The organism is Mycobacterium sp. E796 (assembly GCF_001672815.1).
GTDB lineage: Bacteria > Actinomycetota > Actinomycetes > Mycobacteriales > Mycobacteriaceae > Mycobacterium.
The window spans coordinates 1-19,828 of sequence record NZ_LZKK01000235.1 but is presented as its reverse complement, the minus strand read 5'-3'; the positions used below and the strand labels follow the sequence as shown (position 1 = coordinate 19,828).

Below are 19,828 nucleotides of genomic sequence, written 5' to 3'. Positions count from 1 at the left end.
CCTACGGGAGCACGACCCGCAGGCGCTCCCAGCCGCGCACCGTCGACGTCGACGCCAATTGCGCTGTGTCATAGTCGATATCCCACTCCGGCCACCGGTTGAGGATCTCGTCCAGCGCGACGCGGCCCTCAAGGCGCGCCAGGTTCGCCCCGAGGCAATAGTGCACGCCCTTGCCGAAGGTGATGTGGGAGATGTTGTCGCGGCGGATGTTGAACGTGTCGGGATCGGCATAGCGGCGGTGATCGCGGTTGGCTGCGCCGAACAGCAGCAGCATGGCGCTGCCGGCCGGAACGGTCCGGCCGTAGCACTCGAAATCCTTTGCCATCCAACGCGCGACGTGGGGCCCGGTGGGCTCGTAGCGCAGCGTCTCGTCGACGGTTCGGGTCAGCAGCGAGCGATCGTGGTAGACCTCGCGGCGCTGGTCGGGGTGCTCGGCCAGTACTTTGGCCAGCCAGCCGATCAACCGGCCGGTTGTTTCGTTGCCGGCGCCGGCGACCACCTGGGTGTAATGCAGCACCTCCTTGCGGGTCAGCTTTCGGTGCACCCCGTGCTCGTCGTCGAACTCCACGTTGAGCAGCACCGTCATCAGGTCGTCGGACGGGTTCTTGGATCGCCATTCGACATAGTCGGCGTAGATCCGCCCGTCGGCGATCGAGTCGGCGTCGGCGACCTTCATCGGGGTGCCCGGTTTGGTGCGCAGGTTGGCGTCGTTGGCGTCTCGGACCGAAACCTGCTCGGACTCAGGGATTCCCAGCAGCATGCCGATCACCCGCATCGGCATCATCGAGGCGAGCTCGGCGATGATGTCGAATCCGCCGGACCCGACGAGCGGGTCCAGGCACCGCACGCAGTACCGCCGGATCTGGTCTTCGAGTTCGGCCATCCGGCGCGGCGTGAACACCCGCGACATCAGGCCGCGCAGCCTGGTGTGCTCGGGCGGATCCTGGAACATCATGACGCCGCCGGGCATGTCGAATTTCGACTGGATCAGCTCGAGGATGTCGCTTCTCTTGTTGGAGAACGTTTCCCAGTTGGCCAGCGCCCGTTCGACGTCGGAATGCCTTGATATCGCCCAGAAGTCGTACCGCTCGTTGTAGTAGATCGGCGCCTCTTCGCGCAGCCGCGCGTAGGTGGGGTACGGGTCGGCGATGATGCCGGTGTCGTAGGGGTCGTAATAGACGTCGGTGTCGTTGGTGACGGTCATCGATGCATCCTTACTTCAGGCAGCTGCCGGCATCCACCGGCAGCGCGACGCCGGTGATGTAGCGCGCTTCGTCGGAGGCCAAAAACAACACCGCGTTGCTGATGTCTTCGGGGGTTACCCAGGGGATCGGCAGGTAGTGGAAGCTCTGGCACACCGGCGCCAGGTCGTCGGGACCGGGGTTTTCGAGCTCCGGCCGAAAGGCGCGGTAGGTGGCCTCGTTCATCAGCAGCGGCGAATTCACGTGCGTCGGCAGGACGGCGTTGACCCTGATCATCCGCTGGCCCAATTCGACTGCGAACGAACGCATCAGCCCGATCACACCATGCTTGGCCGCCACGTAGTGGCCGACGTGCGGGTAGGCCTTGTTGCCGGCCACCGACGACGTCAGCACGATGGAGCCGCCGCGGCCGCCGTCGAGAATGTGGGGAACGCCGGCCTTCACCGTCTTCCACACCCCGCTGAGGTTGACGTCGATCATCTCCTGCCATAGCGACTCGTCGGTCTTGTGCAGCTTTCCCGCCGTCGTGCCGATGCCGGCGTTCGCGACGATGACGTCCAGGCGCCCCAGCTGTTCGACGCCGCTGTCGACGGCGGCCCGCAGCGCGCCGAAGTCGCGCACGTCGACGACGGCGGTGACAATGCGGCCGCCGGCGTCCTTCACCAGCCCCGCGGTCTCGTCGAGGTCTTCGGGCGCCGCGCCGTCCGCCGGTGACGCCTCGAACTTGCGGCAGATGTCGACGGCGATGATGTCGGCGCCCTCCCGCGCGAGCCGGACCGCGTGACTGCGGCCCTGTCCGCGTGCGGCGCCGGTCACGAACGCGACCTTGCCCTCCATCCGGCCCATTGCCACCTCGATCCCGGTATTTGGGCGATCGCCCAAATTTGGGCGCACGCCATGTCTAACAGCACCGGGAGGGGATCGTCAAGAGCGCAGGGCGGCGTCGATCAGCGTGGTCGCGGCGGCGCGGGCGTGGACGACGGGCGCGGTGTCGTTCAGCGAGGTGGCCATCGCGGTGGCGCCCTCGAACAGCACGGCCAGCTGGTGGCCGAGCAGGTGCGGGTCGGCGGCACCCGCCTGCTGCGCCACCGCAACGAGGCGGCGCGTGAACGCCTGCTTGTGGGCCCGCACGATCTCGTCCGTGCTCGGCAGGGATCCAGCGGATTCCACGGCCGCATTGTGAAAGGGACAGCCTCGCAATACTTCCCGGGGCGACATTTCGAAGATCGCCAGGAGACGCTCCCGCGGGGACATGGTGGCGTCCTCCAGCCGCCGCTCATTGGGCGAGCCGCCGCGGGCCTCGTAGCCGCGCAGGTAATTGTCCACGAGGTCGTTCTTGCTGGCGAAGTGCTGATACAGCGTGCGCTTCGAGACATTGGCCTCTTGGGCGATGAGTTCGACGCCGGTCGCATGGATCCCGTTGCGATAGAAGAGCCGCGCCGCGGCGCGTTCGATGCGCTCGCGGGCCCCGCGGCCGCCCGCCGGGCGCGTCTGGAATGTGGCGTCGTTCACACCTTAATCGTACACCGAACGGTTTACAAGCAGTAATTGCCGAGCTAGGTTGAGCCCGGGTGAGTAAACCGATCAGTTTCCGGAAGGCCAGCGGGTGAAGACTTCAGTGGGTTGGGGCGTGGAGCAGTCGCGGCTGGTCACCTGGCGTGACCCTGTCGCCACGCAGGCCGCGGCCACGTCGATGTCCGGCCTTTCGTACTGGCAGGCGGTCGCCGACGGGCAGTTGCCGCCCTCACCGATCGCCGAGCTGTTGCGCATGCGGCTCGAGGATGTGCGCACCGGGCGTATCGAATTCTCCTGCACGCCGGATGCGTCCATGTACAACCCGCTGGGCGTGGTGCATGGCGGTGCGGTGTGCACCCTGTTGGACACCGCGGCCGCCTGCGCGATGCACACCACGCTGCCCGAAGGCGTCGGCTACACGTCAGTCGAAATCAAGGTCAACTACCTCAGGGCGGTCACCGTGGCCAGCGGGACGCTGCGCGCGGTCGGCACCGTGGTCAAAGCGGGGTCGCGGATCGGATTTGCCGAGGCGGAAGTCAGCGATGCCTCGGGAAGGCTGGTGGCGACCGCGACCAGCACTTTGCTGGTCTTCGATTTACCCACTGGCGCAAACACTCTCAGCACCAACGGACAACCCGCCGCTTGAGGAGGCCCCGATGCCGCAACCCCCGTCAGAGGCGCCACCGATCCTGGTCGTAGGCGCAACCGGCAGGCACGCCGGCACCGGTTCAACAGTGGTGGACTGCCTGCTGCGCCGCGGCCACACGGTGCGCGCTTTGGTCCGCATGGATGACGACCGAGCGGCCGAACTGCGGCGTCGCGGGGCCACCACCGTCGTCGGTGACCTGCACAACCGGGCGTCACTGGTCGGCGCGGTAGAAGACCTGAGCGCCGTCTACTTCACCTATCCCATTGCCGCAGGCGTCATTTCGGCCGCCGCCAACCTTTCGTCGGCTCTGGTCGACGCCGGGTCCGCGGCGCACCTGGTGGTGATGTCGATGGTCGTGTCGTCGGTCGACAGCCCGAGCCGACTGGGCCAGGCCCAGGCCGTCGCCGAGGAGCTGTTCGGTTGGGCCGGTCTGAACCCCACGGTGCTGCGGTTCGCCGCCCTGTTCCACGAGAACGTCCTGCTCCTGCATGGGGACACCCTCATCCGGAAGGGCCTGATCGCCAACAGCTTCGGTGCGGCCCCGGCGCCGTGGATCAGCGGCGAGGACGCTGCCGAAATCACCGTTGCTCATCTCCTGGCACCGCGACCGTCCGCACCGCAGATCAGTTATCCGCCACCCGCCGAGGTCATCAGCCACGCGGAGATAGCACGCATCATCGCCGCCGAAACCGGTCGTTCCGTGCGCTATGAGCACATCTCCGCGGCCGAGTGGCGAAGTCAATTGGAGAGCGCCGGCGAGGCCGATCCCACCTCGCCCATCAATAGCGCTATGGCACAGCACATTTCAACTGTCGGCGCGGCCGTGTCGCAACGAACCGAGCCTCCCATCGGACCCGACCCGCAGGCCCTGACGACGATGCTCCGTCGTCCGCCCAAGCCCTTCGCCGACTTCGTCCGCCAGAACCTTCCCCGCTTCGCCGCGTCGGCGTAACCCATCCCAACTAACAAGGAGCACATGCCATGTCGTCCGTTCTGATCACCGGTGCCAGCCGCGGCATCGGCCGCGCCTTGGCCGTCGAGTTCGCCCGTCGCGGGCATCGAGTCCTGGCCACCGCCCGCGATCCCCGCGCGCTCGCGGACCTCGACGTCAGCGAGCGGTTGGCGCTCGACGTCACCGACGATGCCAGCGTGGCGGCGGCGGTCGCGGCCGCCGCGGAGGTCGACATTCTGGTCTCCAACGCCGCCGACATCATCTACGCGTCCGTGGAAGCCACCCCGCTGGCCGAACTGCAGCGACTGCTCAACCTCAACACCCTTGGCGCTATCCGCGTCGCACAGGCGGTCTTGCCACAGATGCGCGCGCGTGGCGACGGGAAGCTGCTGTTCATGTCCAGCGTCATGGGCCGTGTCGTGCTGCCACCCGGCGCGGCGTACGCGTCGACGAAGTGGGCGCTGGAGGCCTTGGTCGAGGCGCTGGCCATCGAGGTCGCACCCTTCGGGGTTCAGGCCGCCCTGCTCGAACCCGGTGCCGTGAGCTCGGGCGCGCTCGACGACGTGACCACCTACACGCTGCCGGACGACCCGTATGCAGCGATCCTGGCGGGCGGCGGCGCGCGCGCCGGGATCATCACACCGGAGCAGGTCGCCGCCGAGGTGGTCGACGCCGCCGAGAAACCGCAGCTACCGCTGCGAATTCCGATCGGGGACGCCGCGCGGGCGCTGTTGGCCGCCCGTCATGATGCGCCGGACGACGTTCCGTTCGTTCCGTCGGACTACTTCGCCTGAGTGGGCCGGATGGGGCGGTCCGCCGTACTGAATCCGTGAAGATTAATCACACGCGTGTGAAAGGTTCGTTAAGAACGCGGCGGACCCCGCCGCACGCCTGCACCGTGGAAGCATGACGCTGTCCGAGCTGCTTTCGTCGCAGCGGCACGAGGTGAGATCCCACCTCGACCGCGCGATCTGGCCGCTGAGCAGCTCCGTCGATGAAATGGGTCGGCTGCGCGTGGGCGGCGTGGCCGCCATCGACATCGCCGCCGAGTTCGGCACGCCCGCCTACGTGGTCGACGAACAAGACTTCCGGGCACGAATCAAGGGTTATCGCGCGGCGCTGCCCGCCGCCGAACTGATCTACGCGGGCAGGGCGCTGCTCAGCGCGGCCGTCGCGGGGTGGGCCGCCGAGGAAGGCGCGGGCGTGGAGGTGTGTTCGGGCGGCGAGCTGGCCACCGCCCTGACCGGGGAGGTGCCGCCGTCGAACATCGTGCTCAACGGCACCGCCAAGAGCGCGGGCGAGCTCGACGACGCCGTCGCCGCGGGGGTGGGGCGAATCGTGATCGACACCCCGAACGAGATCGCCCTGCTGGCCGGGCGGGTGCGCCGTCGCCAACGCGTGCTGCTGCGAGTGATTCCCGACGTCGAAGGCGGCGACCAGACGTTCGGCTTCGCCCTGGCGGGCGGGCAGGCCGCCGGCGCGGTCAAGCGGCTCGTGAGCGAGCCGTGGCTGGACCTGGTCGGGCTGCACTGCCAACTGGGGTCGCAGCTCGCCGACGTCGGGCTGTACGGCGAGGCGATCCGGCAGATGCTGGCCTTGATGGCCGAGGTCCGCGATCGCCATCATGTGGTGCTGACCGAGCTCAGCGTCGGCGGCGACCCCGAGCTCAACCCGCGGGCATTAGGGGCGGTCGTCGACGCCGCGCTCCAATACGCCTGTGCTCAGCACGATTACCCGCGACCCCGGATCGTGATCGGGCCGGGCCGGGCGATCGCGGCCCGCGCCGGGATCACGCTTTACCGGGTGGTCGCCGTCAAGCGCCGGCCCGACGGGCACACGGTCGTCGCGGTCGACGGCGGCAAGAGCGACAACCCGCGGACGGCGCCCGCCGGCGCGAAATACACGGTGGCACTGGCAAACCGGCACGCGGCGACGGCCACCGCGCCGGTCACGGTGGTCGGCCGGCACTGCGAGGCCGGGGACGAGATCGCCCGCGACGTCGAGCTGCCCGCCGACATCCATCCCGGCGATCTGCTGGCGGTGGCCTGCACCGGCGCCTACCACTACTCGATGGGATCGAGCTGCAGCGTCGTCGGACGCCCACCGCTGGTCGCGGTCGCCGCGGGCGAGGCGCGTGAACTGGTCCGCCGCGAAACCATCGCGGACCTGCTCGCGCGGGACCGGGGCTGGTCGGGACATTCGGGACAGGGCGAATGACCATGTCCACCATCGCCGTTCGCGACAACGCCCAGCGTTGGGCCACGATGACCGCGCGGACTCTATCCCGTGCGGCTTCAGTGCGTATCACGGCGGCGTACGCCACCGCCCTGGTGGCGGTGTCGCTCCTGTTGAGCGCGCTCGGTCCGCACGCCCGCGAGGTCGCGGTGAGTCGCATGAGCACCAACCTGCACAATCTGGCCCACGGCCGACTCAGCACGCTCGTCGGCAGCGCGTTCGTCGACGACGGCGGCCAGATCTGCGCGTGCCTGCCCGGACTCGTGTGCCTGCTGGCTTTGGGCGAATTGATTTGGCGCAGCAGGGGTTTGATCATCGCATTCGCGATCGGCCATATCGGTGCCACGCTGCTGGTGGCCGCCGGTCTGGTCGTCGCGGTCGAGGCGGGCTGGCTGCCGTTCTCCATCGCGCGGGCGAGCGACGTCGGAGTCAGCTACGGCGCGGTTTGCGTCCTCGGCGCGCTGACGGCATCGATTCCGCCACGCTGGCAGCCGGCATGGATCGGGTGGTGGCTCGGCATCGCGGTGACGGTGGCGGCCATCGGAGCCGACTTCACCGCCGTCGGACATGTCCTGGCCCTGCTGCTCGGCATCGGTTTGTCCTACCGGCTGCCCGCGGCGGCCGCCTGGACGCCGCCGCGCCTCGTTTTGCTGTGCGGCGGCGTCGCTTTCGGCTACTTCGTGCTCTCGGCATCGTCGGCGGCAGCGACGGCCGCCGGATTGGCGGCGGCGCTCATCGGTGTACTGATCGGCCGGGTATCGCGGCCGCAGCCCTCGCCCGCGTAGTCGTCCGGGATCGTCAGCGCCGCTGTGCGCCAACCGGTGCGGTGTCGCTCTCCAGGTCGTCCCGAATCGCCTGTTGCGCCTTGGGCGGCAGCGTGTGCAGCAGCTCGCGCACCCGCGCCCTGCGGCGCTCGACGGCCTTGCGCACCGGCATGCCGGGAGTGGCGACGACCTGCGGTGGCACCCCCTCGATGTCCTCGACACCGCCGGCGTGCTGACCGGCGTCGACCATGGCCTGCTCTTCGGCCATCGTCGACTCGTCCTTCTCCTCCGACATCCCGATCGGGCCGATGCGACGCCCGTTGAGGAACTGCCCCACCACCGGCTCGTCGCTGGTCAGCAACACCTCGCGCGGACCGAACATCACCAGCCTGCGGCGAAACAGCATGCCGATGTTGTCGGGCACGGTGCGGGCAACGTTGATGTTGTGCGTCACGATCAGGATGGTCGCGTCGGTCTGCGCATTGATGTCGATGAGCAGCTGGCACAGGTAGGCAGTACGCACGGGGTCCAGTCCGGAGTCCGGCTCGTCGCACAGGATGATCTGTGGGTCGAGCACCAGCGAGCGGGCCAGCCCGGCGCGCTTCTTCATTCCCCCGGAGATCTCGCCGGGCATCTTGTGCTCGTCGCCACCCAGGCCCACCAATTGGAGCTTCTCCATGACGATGTCACGGATCTCGCTCTCCTTCTTCTTGGTGTGCTCGCGCAGCGGAAACGCAGTGTTGTCGTACAAGTTCATGGAGCCGAACAGCGCGCCGTCCTGAAACATGACGCCGAACAGCCTGCGAATGTCGTAAAGCTCCTTCGCCGTGCTCTTGATGATGTCCTGACCGTCGATGACGATCGAGCCGCGCTCTGGTAGCAGCAGCCCGATCAGGGATTTCAAGAACACCGACTTGCCGGTTCCGGATGGCCCTATCAGCCCGCTGACCTCACCCGGCGGGATGTCCATCGTGACGTCTTCCCAGACTCGCGAGGGCCCGAACGACTTGGCCAGCCCCGCGACCGAAATTCCGATGCCCATGTGCGTGCTCCCCACCGATTGACCGACCACCGCCTTCGATGGCCATTGGAGCGGGATAACCGTTTAACCGCCGCGCAACCATCCGGTGCTGAGAATTCGCCGGAATGAGGTGGCGATTACGGGCCCGCGAACACAAGGATTTCGCAAGAACTTCCCCGCAGAATCGGCATTGTCGGCCATCGCGACCGATCACAGACCACTTCGCCGAAGGCGAAGGAAGACAACGAAAACGGCTACAACGAAGGAGAACAAAAATGCTCGGTTACCGAGTGCCGAGTCCCGATCAGGCCATGCTGATTTCCGGTGGAAAGCAAAAAACCGAAGGCGCGCAATTCAAGGTGGTGATCGGTCACGGCGCCTGGGTGATGCCCGGATTCCGCAAGGTGCGATTTTTGGGTCTCGACCTGCACAAGGTGGAGATCGAGGAGACCTGCCGCAGCACCGAGGGGATCCTGCTCAACCTGAAGGCGGTCGTGGCTTTCAAGGTCCAGGGCGACATTCCCTCCGTCAACGCCGCGGCTCAGCGCTTCCTGGGTGAGCAGCGAAAGGGCGAAATGGAGGACATGACCCGCAACATTTTCGCCGGGCACCTGCGCTCCATCGTCGGGGCCATGAAGGTCGTCGACATCCACCGCAACCGCGACGCGTTGGCCGAGGAGATCCTCAAGCAGTCGCAGTTCGAGATGAGCAAGCTCGGACTCACGGTTGACTCCCTGCAGATCGAGCACTTCGACGACGCCGGGTCCGGCTATCTGGACAACCTCGCCGCGCCGCACCTTGCCGAGGCCGCCAAGGAGGCCGCCATTGCTGCAGCTCGCGCCGATCAGGAATCGGCCCAGGCGCGCCAGGAAGCGGAGCGCAAGAAGAACGACCAGATCCGCGAGACCCAGCTCAAGCAGGCCGCGATCAAAGCCGAGGTGGACAAAGCCAACGCCGAGGCCAACGCGGCCGGCCAGTTGGCCGAGGCCGATGTGGAGCGCCAGGTACTGGAGCGCCGGCAGGCGGTGGCGGACACCAATGCCGCGCTGCGTGAGCGCGAGTTGGTTGCGGAGCAGATCAAGCCCGCCGAAGCCCAAGCCCGGCGGGTGCGCATCGAAGCCGACGCGCAGACCAGTGCGGCGGAGGCCGCCGCCAAACGCGCCGGGTTCGAGGCCGAGGCTGCCGCTACCCGCGAGGTGAAGCAGGCCCAGGCCGCCGCGTCCAAGGTCAAACTCGACGCCGAGGCGCAGCGTGATGCGGCCGCGTTCAAGGCCGAGGCCACCCGCGCAGCCGGTGAAGCCAATGCCGCCGCCCGCCGTGCCGAGGGTGAAGCCGAGGCCGCCGCAAAGGAAGCCTACGAACTGGCCGAGGCTGCGGGCGCGCTGAAGAAGGCCGAGGCACTGGCCGCCAACAACAACGCCCAGATCGAGGCCAAGCGGGTCGAGGTCATGCCGGCCATCGCCCGTGAGTTGGCTCAGGGCCTCGGGCTGCAGAACTCGAACCTGAACATCCTCAACGGTGGTGCGGGGCTGGCGGAACTGGTTGGCGCCCTTGGCCCGATCTATCAGATGGTCACCAGCATGTTCGCGCCCAAGCCGCACGGAGCCGCCGACAGCGCCGCGACACCCAACCGCAGCGCCGACATCTCGCAGACGCTGCTCGACGTCGAGAACGCGGTGAAGAACGACCACGTCACGAACTAGGGCCGCGGCGTTCAGGTCTGGCGCGCCGCACCCTTGTCAGCGCGGATCTTGCCGGCTCAACTAGCGGACGCCGACGGCGAGCGGTGAGCTGACAGCATGGCATCAGCAAGTTTGAACCCTATGCTGTCGTCATGCGGACCACGGTGACCCTCGACGACGACACGCTCGTGGTCATCAGACGCCTGATGCGGGAGCGCCACATCTCGTTCAAGCAGGCGCTCAATGACGCCATCCGGCAGGGTGCGCAACACCGACCGGCTCCCGCGGTTTTCGAAACGCGAACAGCTGATTTGGGCGTGCCGGTGAACCTGGACCGAGCCCTGCAGATCGCCGGCGAACTCGAAGACGAAGAACTGATCCGGCGCCAGCGCCGCGGCGCATGAGGATCGTCGACGCCAACGTCTTGCTGTATACCCGCGGTCAAGCCATCGCCTCCGCCCAGGCGATATGGCCTTCGAAACCAAGCGTTTTCGCCATGTCTCGATAACGATCTAGGAAGTCTCGATAGGCAGCGGTATCGCCATGCGCGTGCGCCAATAGCGCCCGCAGTCGCAGCAGCCAGATGTCGCGCGCCACTAAGCCGTCGTCGGCCGGGGCCGCTGCCAACCGCTCGATCGCGGCCGCGGCCTCGGACACGTCACCGTCGCCGCCGCGTTCCAGCAACGCGTTCACCAGAACACCCGTGGCGGTCATGCCCCAGCCCAGCAGCCGACCTTCGCGGAACAAATCGTCGGCGCCGGCGCGCATGAGCTGTATCGCTTCGCCGCGATCCCCGGACCGAAACATCTCACGCGCCAAGTACACGTTGACGGTCGGCAGGTCGCAGAGGTGCAGTTGCCAGCGTTCGTACATTTCGCGGACCTCGGCCAGCAGCTGCTGTCCCCGGTCGCGATCGACTGCCGGTTGGCGGTGCACCAGCGCGAGACCCAGAGTCATCCGGGCGGAGGCCAATGCGAAATCGTCGCCGGATCGTTCGGCGATCCTTAAGGCATCTTCGCTTTCGCGCACCGCGCGATCGTCGGCAACGAGCACCCCGCCGGGTATTCCCCCGGAGTAGATGTAACTCACGACCGTCGTATAGGAAATCGGGTCGGCGCTTCGGGCCATGGCCAGGGCCCGCTCCACGTCGTCACGCCAACCGGGGCGGCCCAGGGAATAGCGGGCATCAGCGCGCTGCGCGAGGGCAACCGCTAACGGGGATCCGACGATCAAGCTGCCTTTCGACGGGTCATCGTCGGCCAGGTCGATTACCCTTTGCGACCACCGCAACACGTCCCAATACTCGGCGCTTTCCGTCTTGGCAAAGATGGGCATGCACGACAGACCCACCGTCAACTCCTGGTCGCCGATCGCCTCGATCAGGACCATGGCTTCAGTCGCCATCTCCGACGCCTCTGCTACGCGGTCCTTGAATGCGCGCTCGGCCACCAGCCCCACCATGGCAATCGCTTGCGAGGCCTTGTCCCCTGCGGCTGTGCACAGCTCCCGCAGTTCGTTGAAGCGATCGTCGGCAACCCTTTCGTGAACTCGCCAGGCGGTCGCGCACAACATGGTCCGCGGGGCGATGCGCATGCCTAGCCGGTTGGGATCATCGTCGGGCAATGCATCGGCGATCATTCGGGCCCGCTCCCAACTCAACCGCGCCGCCGTTATGTCACGGGTGGTCGCCCACGCCGCGGCGCGAAGGTGCCAGCCATAGGCGGCCTGCAAGTCACCGCCCGCCACCAGGTGCTCGGCGATCACCGCGGCGTTGTCGTCCGCCGCCGCCGGGTCACGTGACTCGATGGCGGCCGCGACGCGCCGGTGCAGCTCGGCGCGATCAGACTTGAGCTGCGACGCGTAGGCCACCGTCCAGATCATCGGGTGGTGAAACACATATTCCCGTTGTCGAATGAACCTCACCTGATCAACTAGCTCGGCATCGACGAGATCGTCTAGGAGCGGATCGATGCCCAGCATTTCCAGCAAGTCGAGGCCGAACCTCGAGCCGATGACCGCCGCTGCGCTCAGCGTGCGCTTGGCTTTCGGGTCGAGGCGGTCGATGCGCGCGGCGATCGTCGCCTGCAGCGTGGCGGGCACGCTTACCTCGCCGACGTCTGCCACCGACATGTATGCGCCGCGTTCGCCGCGTAGCGCGCCACGCTCGGCCAGCTCCCGCACGATCTCCTCGGCGAAGAACGGATTACCGGCGGCGGTTGCGGCGATCTTCTCGCGCAGCGCATCAACCGAAGGGTCCGAACCCAGCCGCTCCGCGACGAGGGCCGTGGTTTCTGAATCACTCAGCGGCGCAAGGGCGATGGTCTGAGCCCCGGCGGTCCGGCCAAGTGCGCCCCGGTATTCGGGACGGTAGGTGACCAGCACCAGCGACGACGTCTGCGGGACCACCATGAGGAACTCGGCCAGCATGGATTCGCTGACTTCGTCGATCCAGTGCACGTCCTCGACTACATAGACCGCCGGGGCTTCGCGGGCCAGCGATACCGACTTGATCAGCGCAGCCAACCGCCGCCGCCGCGCGTCCGGATCGATCTTCGGCGCTTCCATGCCGGGATCGGCGATGCCGAGCAGGTCATCGAAAAGCACTAAGTCCTCGGGGTCGGCTCCAAGTGCCCGCGTCCGGACCTGCGTACGGGCCGCCGCGCCGTCCAGGTCACCCACGCCGCTGGCCGCCCGCAGCAGCCGCGCAACGACGCGGAAAGGGATGTCGCTGGTGTGTGATTCGCAGTAGGCGCTGAACACGTCGACACCCCTGGCGGCGGCCATCGCGGCAACCTCGCGGACCATGCGGCTCTTGCCAATGCCCGCTGAACCGACCAGGCCGACCACCGCGCCGTGACCGTCGATCGCACGCTCCAGCAGGCCCTCGATCGCGGCTATTTCCCAGCGTCGACCGACCAGAGCCGAGTCGGCACGCCCGACGCCACGCTGGGGTTCGCCTACGCCCAGCAGACAATAGGCGGCCACCGGTTCGTCGTCACCCTTGATCCGAACCATCTCCGGTTCGCCAAGGGCAGCTGCGCCGGCTACCAGCCGGGCGGTTGACGGGCTAAGCATTACCCCGCCGGGCGGAGCGACCGACTCCATCCGCTGCGCTAGCCCCACCTGCTCGCCAATTGTGGTGTAGCCCAAGGTAAGCGAGCCGACTTCGCCGGCGATCACCTGACCCGAATTGAGCCCGATGCGCAATGCTAGGTCGACACCGTCTCGGTGGCGGACCTCGGCTACCAACCCTGCGAGTTCGTCGTGGATTTCCAATGACGCAAGGCATGCCCTTAAGGCATGGTCTTCCAACGCTATTGGCGCGCCGAAGACGGCCATGATGCCGTCGCCGGTGAACTTGTCCACCGTTCCGTCGTACCGCCGCACCACATTTGCCGCCCGGTTGACCAATTCCGCCATGATCTCGCGCAACCGCTCCGCCCCGACGGCAGAGGCGATGTCCATCGATCTGACCACGTCGGCGAACAGCACCGTCACCTGCTTGTACTCCGCCGGTGCGGCGGGCGCGCCAACCGGTGCGCCACATCCATGACAAAACCGCGCATTCGGGAGGGATTCGGTGCCGCATGCGCGGCAGGCCAGCACGGCCGTCATACGACCTCCGCCAATCCGCCCCCGAGTTTCATGGCCCTCCCAGGATAAGGGGGACTGTGCGGCTGGCGACCCCGCAACTTAAAACTCGCTCGTTTTCCTTGTGTTCCGTATCGCGGCTCGTCCGGACGCTTCGGAGCCCGGTGTGATCATGATCTCTCGTGAACGCCGGTTGGGCGGAGATCGATTCGAAAGCATTAACCGTTCATTCCGACAAAGGACGCGACAAGATCGGAGCCTTGAAATGAACGTCCATGCCACGCCCGACCGGATCGACTATCAGCTGACTCGCGCGTTCGTCGCCATAGAGCTACAAAGCCAAGACCGGATCGACCAAGCCGTAGACCGACTTGCGATCAGCCTGCTCGTACAAGCCTGACCACGAGCACGCAAACCGTCGTCATTACCCACTGGCGGCGATCACCCATTTGGTGAGATCGGTGGCTTGTGCCTGAGTTCGCTACGGGCCCAGAGACGCCCTTAGTCGGTGGTGTGGACGATCAGCACGTCGGTCTTGGCCCTGCGGGAGACTTCGGATGGGACTGCTCCCAGCAACCGCCCGGCGACCCTGCTGAGCCCGACGTTGCCGACGACCAGTAGGTCGGCATGGACCTTCTCGGCCAGATTTACGAGCGCGTCGACCGGATGGCCGACGATCGCCTCCTGCAGCACGTTCTTGGCCCCGGCTTTGTACGCCCGGTCGCTGGCGTCCCGCAGGATCTGGCGGAAGGGGGTTTCGCGCTGCGTCCGGTAGTCCGCGCCGTGGTCGCTTCCCGGCGGGATCGCGTAGCGGCCCTTTTCCTCGCGGACGGGGGCATGCGCCGTAGCAACGATCAATTTCGCGCCCTGATCCGCAGCGATCGCCGCTGCGCGGTCGACCGCAAGCATCGACGTGTAGGAACCATCGGTGCCGACCACGACGGTCTGGTAGCCGCTCATTTCCCACCCAGTGTAGGGGCCGATGAGGGCAAGCGTAACGGGCCGCGCGTGATTTACGGCGACGGCCATCAATCAAAAGACACGGACAAGCCGCTAGCAGGCTGACCACTCACTTCAGCTTGTTTTTCCTAGTCAGATCGGTATCCCGGCTCGGCTGAACACGCTTCGGCTCCCCCGGCATCTTCGGGTAATTCGGCGGATACGGCATGTCGCCCAGCCCGCGCTCCTCGTCGGCCGCCGCCAGCTCGAGCAGGGGCGTGATCGACTGGGCGACGTCGTCCATGGCGGCCCACGGATCGTCCCGGCTCTTCACCAGGTCGGGCACGGTCGCCATGGTGTAGTCGTCGGGATCGGCGCCGGCCAACTCGTCCCACGTCAGCGGCGTCGACACGGTCGCGATCGGCGTGCGCCGCACCGAATACGGCGACGCCATGGTGCGGTCTCGGGCGTTCTGGTTGAAGTCGATGAAGATCCGCTCGCCACGCTCTTCCTTCCACCACGACGTCGTCACCGCATCGGGTGCGCGGCGCTCCACCGCACGGGCCAGCGCGATGCCCGCCCGGCGCACCTCGACGAAGTCCCACTCGGTGGCGATGCGCAGGAACACGTGCACCCCACGGCCCCCGGACGTCTTCGGATAACCGACCAGACCGAGTTCGTCGAGCAGCGGCCGCAACACATCGACGGCCACCGCCCGCGCTTCCCCAAAACCGGTGCCCGGCTGCGGATCCAGGTCGATACGCAACTCGTCGGGATGGTCGGTGTCCGGGCAGCGCACCTGCCACGGGTGCAGCGTGACCGTGCCCATCTGCGCCGCCCACACGATGGCCGACGGGTGCGTCACCTTCAGCGCGTCCGCCGTGCGCCCCGACGGGAAGGTCACCCGGCAGGTCTCCAGGTAGTCGGGATGATGCTGCGGCACCCGCTTCTGGTAGATCTCCTCGCCGTCGATGCCGTCCGGGAAGCGCTGCAGATGGGTGGGCCGGTCACGCAGCGCGGTCAGCATCGGACCGCCGGCCACCGCCCGGTAGTACTCGACGAGCCGACCCTTGGTGCCCTTAGCGCCCAGGGCGGGGAAATACACCTTGTCGGGGTTGGTCACCCGCACGGCGATGCCGTCGACGTCGAGCTCTTCTGCAGCAGCCATATCCTCAGCTTATGGACCTACCCGTCATGCCGCCGGTGTCGCCGATGCTCGCCAAGCCGGTGCACTCGATGCCGCCGGACGCGTCATATGAACCCAAATGGGACGGATTCCGGTCCATCTGCTTCCGCGACGGCGACGAAGTCGAGCTTGGCAGCCGCAACGAGCGCCCGATGACCCGGTATTTCCCTGAGCTGGTCGCGGCGGTGCGGGCCGAGCTGCCGCAGCGCTGCGTGATCGACGGCGAGATCGTCGTCGCCACCGACCACGGCCTGGACTTCGAAGCGCTGCAACAGCGGATCCACCCGGCCGACTCGCGGGTGCGGATGCTCGCCGAGAAGACGCCGGCTTCCTTCATCGCATTCGACCTGCTCGCCCTGGGCGACGACGACTACACCCGGCGCCCGTTCAGCGAGCGGCGCGCGGCCCTCGTCGACGCCCTGGCCGATTCCGGGCCGTCGATCCACGTCACGCCGGCCACCACCGACATGGAAACCGCGCAACGATGGTTCGAGGAGTTCGAGGGCGCCGGCCTCGACGGGGTCATCGCCAAGCCGCTGGGCATCACGTATCAGCCGGACAAGCGCGTCATGTTCAAGGTCAAACACGAACGGACCGCCGACTGCGTGGTCGCCGGCTACCGGGTGCACAAGTCCGGCGGTGACGCGATCGGCTCGCTGCTGCTCGGGCTGTACACGGACGACGGCCAGCTGGCGTCGGTCGGTGTGATCGGCGCCTTCCCGATGGCCGAACGGCGGCGGCTGTTCGCCGCATTGCAGCCGCTGGTAACCACTTTCGACGGTCACCCGTGGAACTGGGCTGCGCACGAAGCCGGCGAACGTACCCCGCGCAAGAACGAATTCTCGCGTTGGAACGCCGGCAAGGACCTCTCGTTCGTGCCGCTACGGCCCGAGCGGGTGGTCGAGGTCCGCTACGACCACATGGAAGGCCCGCGGTTCCGGCACACCGCCCAGTTCAGCCGGTGGCGCCCCGACCGCGACCCGCGCTCATGCACCTACGCGCAACTCGAACAGCCGGTCACCTTCCGCCTCGGCGACATCGTCCCCGGCCTGGGGCCGGCATCCGATCACGCGTGAGGGCAGAACATCCCGAGGATCTGCTGGCAGTTGTCCCTGTTGATCAGGCCCGGTGGTGCCGGCGGGGGCGGCGGCGGCGGATTGTCTCCGTCCCAGATGTTTTGGGCGACGTTCCCCTGCCCGAAGTACACGTAGTAGTACGTGTGGCAGATGTTGTTGTCCCAGATCACCGGGTTGGTGACGTGGTTGCCGGTCGGCGGCAGCGGTTGCCCCGGGCACCAGCGGCACGGCCCCTGCGGGTGATCCTCCGGGCAACCGGGCCACGCGTTCAACGGCGCGGGACCGGGATGGGCCGACGCGGTTCCCACGGTCAGGCCCAGGCCGGCAACGCCGAGACCGGCGGCCACCACCGCGGTGGTTGCCAGCCGCGCGATTCGCCCTGTCATGGAACGAACGTTGTTCATCGTTGTCCTTTCCGATCGAGGCCCGGGTGGGCCGCTGCACTGAACAAAGTCGACATCGCCGGCGCCGCTACCGGTCCCAATTTCGGCTACGGGCACATGAACGCGATCGGTGGACATCCCCGGGGCGTGATCGCCTCCGGCGGCGGGTTATCTCCGTCCCAAATCGACATGGGCCGGCCCTGGCTGGTCACGTTTCCCATCCCGTAATTGGTCGGGTACCAGGTATGGCAGACGTTCCAGTCCCAGTCGATCAGGCTATTGACCACGTAGGGCATGTTCTTGGGATCCCCCGGGCACCAGCGGTGTGGGCCGTCGGCGTGGGCGGTGCCTGCTCCCAGCGCAACTCCGCCGGCCGCCGTCGCACCGGATAGCAGCGCCGCGGCAATGATCGATTTCAGGACGCGGGTGCTATTCATCGGGGTTCCTTTCGCCGCTGTGGGCCGTAACCTATCGCCGCCCACTTGCGAAATTCTTGCGACTAACGCACCGAATGCAAACCCCCGAATTCGGCTGCGGGACGCCCACTAAGCTGTCGTGATGCTCAATATCGCCGCGCTTTTCGTGGCCGGCACCGCCGCGCTCGACGACACCGGCGCGATCTACGCCACCCGCATCCCCACGACGGGCTTTCAGGTTCCGCAAATCCCTTTGACGGCAAAGGTTCCGGTCGTGCTGGTGGTGCACGCACGCTGCGGCGGTGACTACGACCCGGAACTACATGTCGTGTGCAAAGATCCCGGCGGGACGCCCCGCGGCAGCCTGGAGGGGAAGTGGCACTGGCCGGACGATGGCGATAACTCGTCCAAGTATCGGTGCTTTACCCAGGACCTCGTCATTTCCGTCGAGTCGGTGGGCGAGTACACAATCGGCGCCTATTACGACCCGCAGGGAAAAGTCGAGTTGGCCACACCAATCCCGGTATCGATTTCCTTGGTCGAGGCAACTCCGGGGGGCGACGACGGGGAAGGCACGTAACCCGAGGCCTGAGCGGCGTTTATCCCGGCCCGGCAGCGGGCACGCGAAAAGAATGTCAGTAACAGCGTTCAAGGACCTGCCGTTGGCCGACCGGGACCGCAAATGGGACGGGGATGCCGCCGACAAGCGCGTCCGCAAGTGGGCCGGCGCCGAGGACAAGCCGAACCAGAAATACCGGGACGCCCACATCTGGTACGACAGCGACAAGAAGGACAACTTCACCGCGTACAAGTTGCTGTTCGCCGATGTGATCGGCGGCGAGCTCAAGGCGGTGCCGCGGGGAGTGATGATCGCCGGCGCGATCATGGACGGCGCACGTGGCGGCATCGACCTGCCCAAGGCCGACATCGACCGCGTCAAGAGTCACCTGGCGAAGTACTACAAGAAGATGGACGAGACCGCGCCCTGGGAACGCGGCTGATCTCACTGGCCGCGACGGTTGCCAGTGAGCAGGTTGTAGCAAGTCGATCATCGTGGGCAGCGTTGCGGCAACAGCACTTTCGTACGGTGATGGCATGCTAGTACACGAAGCACGTCAATGACTTGGTATTGCTGGGCCACCCAGGCAATCATGGTCATTTGCCTAACGGCACGCCAGCTGACACCTCACGGAACCGAAAACGATCGGCTGGGCCGCGGCGAACCTCCCGCGCACCAGGCACGGCCGTTCCCGCACAGCGGGATTCACGACGAGGCCTTCCGCCAGCGCATCATGTGAGCGTTCGCCCCTAGAGGGCGGCGTTCAGGCTTTCAGTGTGCAATGACGGTTTACCGCCTGAGCTCAGGGCGGGATTTCGGCGGTCTGGCCGCCCAGAATTCACGCACGATGCCCACAATTCACACTCGACGTCCGAGCGCCGTGGACCAGCAGTCAACCAGTTAGAGGACGACCGCCAGCTCCGACAAACCACGCAGGGTGACATTCGCCTTGTATTGCGGCTCGCCGGCCAGCCGGGCGTTCGGGAAGCGGGCGGTCACGGCCGACAGGGCTGTGCCGGCTTCCAGCCGCGCCAGGGGCGCGCCCAGGCAGTAGTGAATTCCGCGACCAAAACCCAAGTGCCGCACGGTCCCTCGGTCGGGGTCGAACGTGTCGGGCCGGTCGAACTCGGCGGGGTCACGCTGGGCCGCGGCCAGCAGGACCATCATGATGTCGCCCGCCGGCACGTCGACGTCGCCGATCGTCATGTCCGCCAAGGCGACTCGCCCGGCCAGTTGCACCGGCGGGTCGTAACGCAGGGTCTCCTCGACGATCGCCGGCGCCCGACCCGGGTCGGCGCCCAGGGCCGACCAGTGCACGCGGTTGCGCAGCATGGCCAGGATGGCGTTGCCGATCAGGTTCACCGTGGTCTCATGCCCCGCGATCAGCAGCAGGTTACAAGTGGAGACGATCTCTTCCTCGGTCAGCTGATCGCCGGACTCTTCCACCGCGATCAGGCCCGACAGCAGGTCGTCGCCCGGCTCCGACCGGCGGCGCTCGATCAACTCGTGGAGATAATCGCGCAGCCGCCGCACCGCCTGCATCCGCTCGTCCATGACATCGGGCGGCACGCCGGTGATCGTCGAGAAGGGCGAGTTCGACGTCGTCGAGGATTTCGCTCATCCGCTGCCCGTGGCGGTGATCTGCCGGTTGCTCGGCG

The 19,828-nt window shown here is 66.9% G+C and carries 20 protein-coding genes and 1 pseudogene; 11 read left to right on the top strand and 10 right to left on the bottom strand.

Annotated elements, in window-relative coordinates; translation table 11 throughout:
* Position 1: 1 nt before the first annotated feature.
* The 3 genes from A5706_RS17290 to A5706_RS17280 form a co-directional block, all read right to left on the bottom strand.
* A complete protein-coding gene (locus A5706_RS17290) occupies positions 2 to 1,204 on the bottom strand; it encodes a cytochrome P450 (protein ID WP_068132783.1) in 1,203 nt (400 codons plus the stop codon).
* A gap of 10 nt (positions 1,205 to 1,214) precedes the next feature.
* Positions 1,215 to 2,048 carry a mycofactocin-coupled SDR family oxidoreductase gene (locus A5706_RS17285; RefSeq protein ID WP_068132781.1) on the bottom strand — a complete coding sequence of 278 codons (834 nt, stop codon included), beginning with the start codon at positions 2,046 to 2,048 and terminating at the stop codon, positions 1,215 to 1,217.
* Positions 2,049 to 2,126: 78 nt separating this feature from the next.
* The gene (locus A5706_RS17280; RefSeq protein ID WP_068132778.1) at positions 2,127 to 2,714 is read right to left on the bottom strand and encodes a TetR/AcrR family transcriptional regulator; all 588 of its coding nucleotides are present in this window, start codon (positions 2,712 to 2,714) and stop codon (positions 2,127 to 2,129) included.
* Positions 2,715 to 2,808: 94 nt separating this feature from the next.
* Between A5706_RS17280 and A5706_RS17275 the strand changes: the two genes are divergently transcribed.
* The 5 genes from A5706_RS17275 (at position 2,809) to A5706_RS17255 (ending at position 7,338) form a co-directional block, all read left to right on the top strand.
* Positions 2,809 to 3,363, top strand: a complete 555-nt coding sequence (locus A5706_RS17275; protein ID WP_068132775.1) for a PaaI family thioesterase — start codon at positions 2,809 to 2,811, stop codon at positions 3,361 to 3,363.
* A gap of 10 nt (positions 3,364 to 3,373) precedes the next feature.
* Positions 3,374 to 4,318, top strand: coding sequence for an NmrA family NAD(P)-binding protein (locus A5706_RS17270; RefSeq protein ID WP_068132774.1), 945 nt, complete (start codon positions 3,374 to 3,376; stop codon positions 4,316 to 4,318).
* Positions 4,319 to 4,347: 29 nt separating this feature from the next.
* A complete protein-coding gene (locus tag A5706_RS17265; protein ID WP_068132771.1) occupies positions 4,348 to 5,112 on the top strand; it encodes an SDR family NAD(P)-dependent oxidoreductase in 765 nt (254 codons plus the stop codon).
* Between the two features lie 112 nt (positions 5,113 to 5,224).
* A complete protein-coding gene (locus A5706_RS17260) occupies positions 5,225 to 6,535 on the top strand; it encodes a hypothetical protein (RefSeq protein WP_068132770.1) in 1,311 nt (436 codons plus the stop codon).
* Between the two features lie 2 nt (positions 6,536 to 6,537).
* Positions 6,538 to 7,338, top strand: coding sequence for a rhomboid-like protein (locus tag A5706_RS17255; RefSeq protein WP_231985337.1), 801 nt, complete (start codon positions 6,538 to 6,540; stop codon positions 7,336 to 7,338).
* Between the two features lie 13 nt (positions 7,339 to 7,351).
* Here the strand turns inward: A5706_RS17255 and A5706_RS17250 are convergent, their stop codons facing one another.
* Positions 7,352 to 8,359, bottom strand: coding sequence for an ABC transporter ATP-binding protein (locus tag A5706_RS17250; RefSeq protein WP_068132767.1), 1,008 nt, complete (start codon positions 8,357 to 8,359; stop codon positions 7,352 to 7,354).
* Positions 8,360 to 8,613: 254 nt separating this feature from the next.
* Between A5706_RS17250 and A5706_RS17245 the strand changes: the two genes are divergently transcribed.
* Together A5706_RS17245 and A5706_RS17240 are read left to right on the top strand one after the other, a co-directional pair.
* Positions 8,614 to 10,041 carry a flotillin family protein gene (locus A5706_RS17245; RefSeq protein ID WP_068132764.1) on the top strand — a complete coding sequence of 476 codons (1,428 nt, stop codon included), beginning with the start codon at positions 8,614 to 8,616 and terminating at the stop codon, positions 10,039 to 10,041.
* Positions 10,042 to 10,172: 131 nt separating this feature from the next.
* Positions 10,173 to 10,424: an antitoxin gene (locus A5706_RS17240; RefSeq protein WP_068132762.1), complete on the top strand. Its 252-nt coding sequence runs from the start codon at positions 10,173 to 10,175 to the stop codon at positions 10,422 to 10,424.
* Between the two features lie 37 nt (positions 10,425 to 10,461).
* On the opposite strand, the gene A5706_RS17235 is transcribed toward A5706_RS17240, so the two are convergent.
* The gene (locus A5706_RS17235; RefSeq protein ID WP_068132760.1) at positions 10,462 to 13,635 is read right to left on the bottom strand and encodes an adenylate/guanylate cyclase domain-containing protein; all 3,174 of its coding nucleotides are present in this window, start codon (positions 13,633 to 13,635) and stop codon (positions 10,462 to 10,464) included.
* Between the two features lie 241 nt (positions 13,636 to 13,876).
* Between A5706_RS17235 and A5706_RS34800 the strand changes: the two genes are divergently transcribed.
* Positions 13,877 to 14,011, top strand: a complete 135-nt coding sequence (locus A5706_RS34800) for a hypothetical protein (RefSeq protein WP_255406319.1) — start codon at positions 13,877 to 13,879, stop codon at positions 14,009 to 14,011.
* 101 nt (positions 14,012 to 14,112) lie between these two features.
* Here A5706_RS34800 and A5706_RS17230 read toward each other — a convergent pair whose 3' ends face one another.
* Both A5706_RS17230 and ligD read right to left on the bottom strand, forming a co-directional pair.
* Entirely contained in the window at positions 14,113 to 14,571 is a 459-nt protein-coding gene (locus A5706_RS17230; RefSeq protein ID WP_068132758.1) for a universal stress protein, read from the bottom strand.
* Between the two features lie 109 nt (positions 14,572 to 14,680).
* Complete coding sequence (gene ligD, locus A5706_RS17225; protein ID WP_068132756.1) at positions 14,681 to 15,718, bottom strand: non-homologous end-joining DNA ligase; 1,038 nt, start codon at positions 15,716 to 15,718, stop codon at positions 14,681 to 14,683.
* 11 nt (positions 15,719 to 15,729) lie between these two features.
* Here ligD and A5706_RS17220 point away from each other — a divergent pair, with 11 nt between their 5' ends.
* Positions 15,730 to 16,812, top strand: coding sequence for an ATP-dependent DNA ligase (locus A5706_RS17220; protein WP_068132754.1), 1,083 nt, complete (start codon positions 15,730 to 15,732; stop codon positions 16,810 to 16,812).
* On the opposite strand, the gene A5706_RS17215 is transcribed toward A5706_RS17220, so the two are convergent.
* Complete coding sequence (locus A5706_RS17215; protein WP_068132958.1) at positions 16,803 to 17,198, bottom strand: hypothetical protein; 396 nt, start codon at positions 17,196 to 17,198, stop codon at positions 16,803 to 16,805. The genes A5706_RS17220 and A5706_RS17215 overlap by 10 nt on opposite strands.
* Positions 17,199 to 17,302: 104 nt before the next feature.
* Entirely contained in the window at positions 17,303 to 17,632 is a 330-nt protein-coding gene (locus A5706_RS17210) for a hypothetical protein (protein WP_068132751.1), read from the bottom strand.
* A 121-nt stretch (positions 17,633 to 17,753) separates the two neighbouring features.
* On the opposite strand from A5706_RS17210, the gene A5706_RS17205 reads away from it, so the two are divergent.
* Entirely contained in the window at positions 17,754 to 18,191 is a 438-nt protein-coding gene (locus A5706_RS17205) for a hypothetical protein (protein ID WP_068132748.1), read from the top strand.
* A gap of 52 nt (positions 18,192 to 18,243) precedes the next feature.
* A complete protein-coding gene (locus A5706_RS17200) occupies positions 18,244 to 18,612 on the top strand; it encodes a hypothetical protein (protein ID WP_068132742.1) in 369 nt (122 codons plus the stop codon).
* A gap of 458 nt (positions 18,613 to 19,070) precedes the next feature.
* On the opposite strand, the pseudogene A5706_RS17195 reads toward A5706_RS17200, so the two are convergent.
* Positions 19,071 to 19,760, bottom strand: a pseudogene (locus tag A5706_RS17195) (cytochrome P450); the annotation flags it as partial.
* Between the last annotated feature and the right edge of the window lie 68 nt (positions 19,761 to 19,828).

Excerpts from the sequence above, each read along its gene's own strand:
- A5706_RS17240 (WP_068132762.1), top strand. The coding sequence starts at position 10,173 with ATGCGGACCACGGTGACCCTCGACGACGACACGCTCGTGGTCATCAGA.
- A5706_RS17260 (WP_068132770.1), top strand. The coding sequence starts at position 5,225 with ATGACGCTGTCCGAGCTGCTTTCGTCGCAGCGGCACGAGGTGAGATCC.
- A5706_RS17255 (WP_231985337.1), top strand. The coding sequence starts at position 6,538 with ATGTCCACCATCGCCGTTCGCGACAACGCCCAGCGTTGGGCCACGATG.
- ligD (WP_068132756.1), bottom strand. The coding sequence starts at position 15,718 with ATGGCTGCTGCAGAAGAGCTCGACGTCGACGGCATCGCCGTGCGGGTG.
- A5706_RS17220 (WP_068132754.1), top strand. The coding sequence starts at position 15,730 with ATGGACCTACCCGTCATGCCGCCGGTGTCGCCGATGCTCGCCAAGCCG.
- A5706_RS34800 (WP_255406319.1), top strand. The coding sequence starts at position 13,877 with ATGAACGTCCATGCCACGCCCGACCGGATCGACTATCAGCTGACTCGC.
- A5706_RS17210 (WP_068132751.1), bottom strand. The coding sequence starts at position 17,632 with ATGAATAGCACCCGCGTCCTGAAATCGATCATTGCCGCGGCGCTGCTA.
- A5706_RS17230 (WP_068132758.1), bottom strand. The coding sequence starts at position 14,571 with ATGAGCGGCTACCAGACCGTCGTGGTCGGCACCGATGGTTCCTACACG.
- A5706_RS17245 (WP_068132764.1), top strand. The coding sequence starts at position 8,614 with ATGCTCGGTTACCGAGTGCCGAGTCCCGATCAGGCCATGCTGATTTCC.
- A5706_RS17270 (WP_068132774.1), top strand. The coding sequence starts at position 3,374 with ATGCCGCAACCCCCGTCAGAGGCGCCACCGATCCTGGTCGTAGGCGCA.
- A5706_RS17205 (WP_068132748.1), top strand. The coding sequence starts at position 17,754 with ATGCTCAATATCGCCGCGCTTTTCGTGGCCGGCACCGCCGCGCTCGAC.
- A5706_RS17215 (WP_068132958.1), bottom strand. The coding sequence starts at position 17,198 with ATGACAGGGCGAATCGCGCGGCTGGCAACCACCGCGGTGGTGGCCGCC.
- A5706_RS17285 (WP_068132781.1), bottom strand. The coding sequence starts at position 2,048 with ATGGGCCGGATGGAGGGCAAGGTCGCGTTCGTGACCGGCGCCGCACGC.
- A5706_RS17265 (WP_068132771.1), top strand. The coding sequence starts at position 4,348 with ATGTCGTCCGTTCTGATCACCGGTGCCAGCCGCGGCATCGGCCGCGCC.
- A5706_RS17200 (WP_068132742.1), top strand. The coding sequence starts at position 18,244 with ATGTCAGTAACAGCGTTCAAGGACCTGCCGTTGGCCGACCGGGACCGC.
- A5706_RS17290 (WP_068132783.1), bottom strand. The coding sequence starts at position 1,204 with ATGACCGTCACCAACGACACCGACGTCTATTACGACCCCTACGACACC.
- A5706_RS17250 (WP_068132767.1), bottom strand. The coding sequence starts at position 8,359 with ATGGGCATCGGAATTTCGGTCGCGGGGCTGGCCAAGTCGTTCGGGCCC.
- A5706_RS17235 (WP_068132760.1), bottom strand. The coding sequence starts at position 13,635 with ATGACGGCCGTGCTGGCCTGCCGCGCATGCGGCACCGAATCCCTCCCG.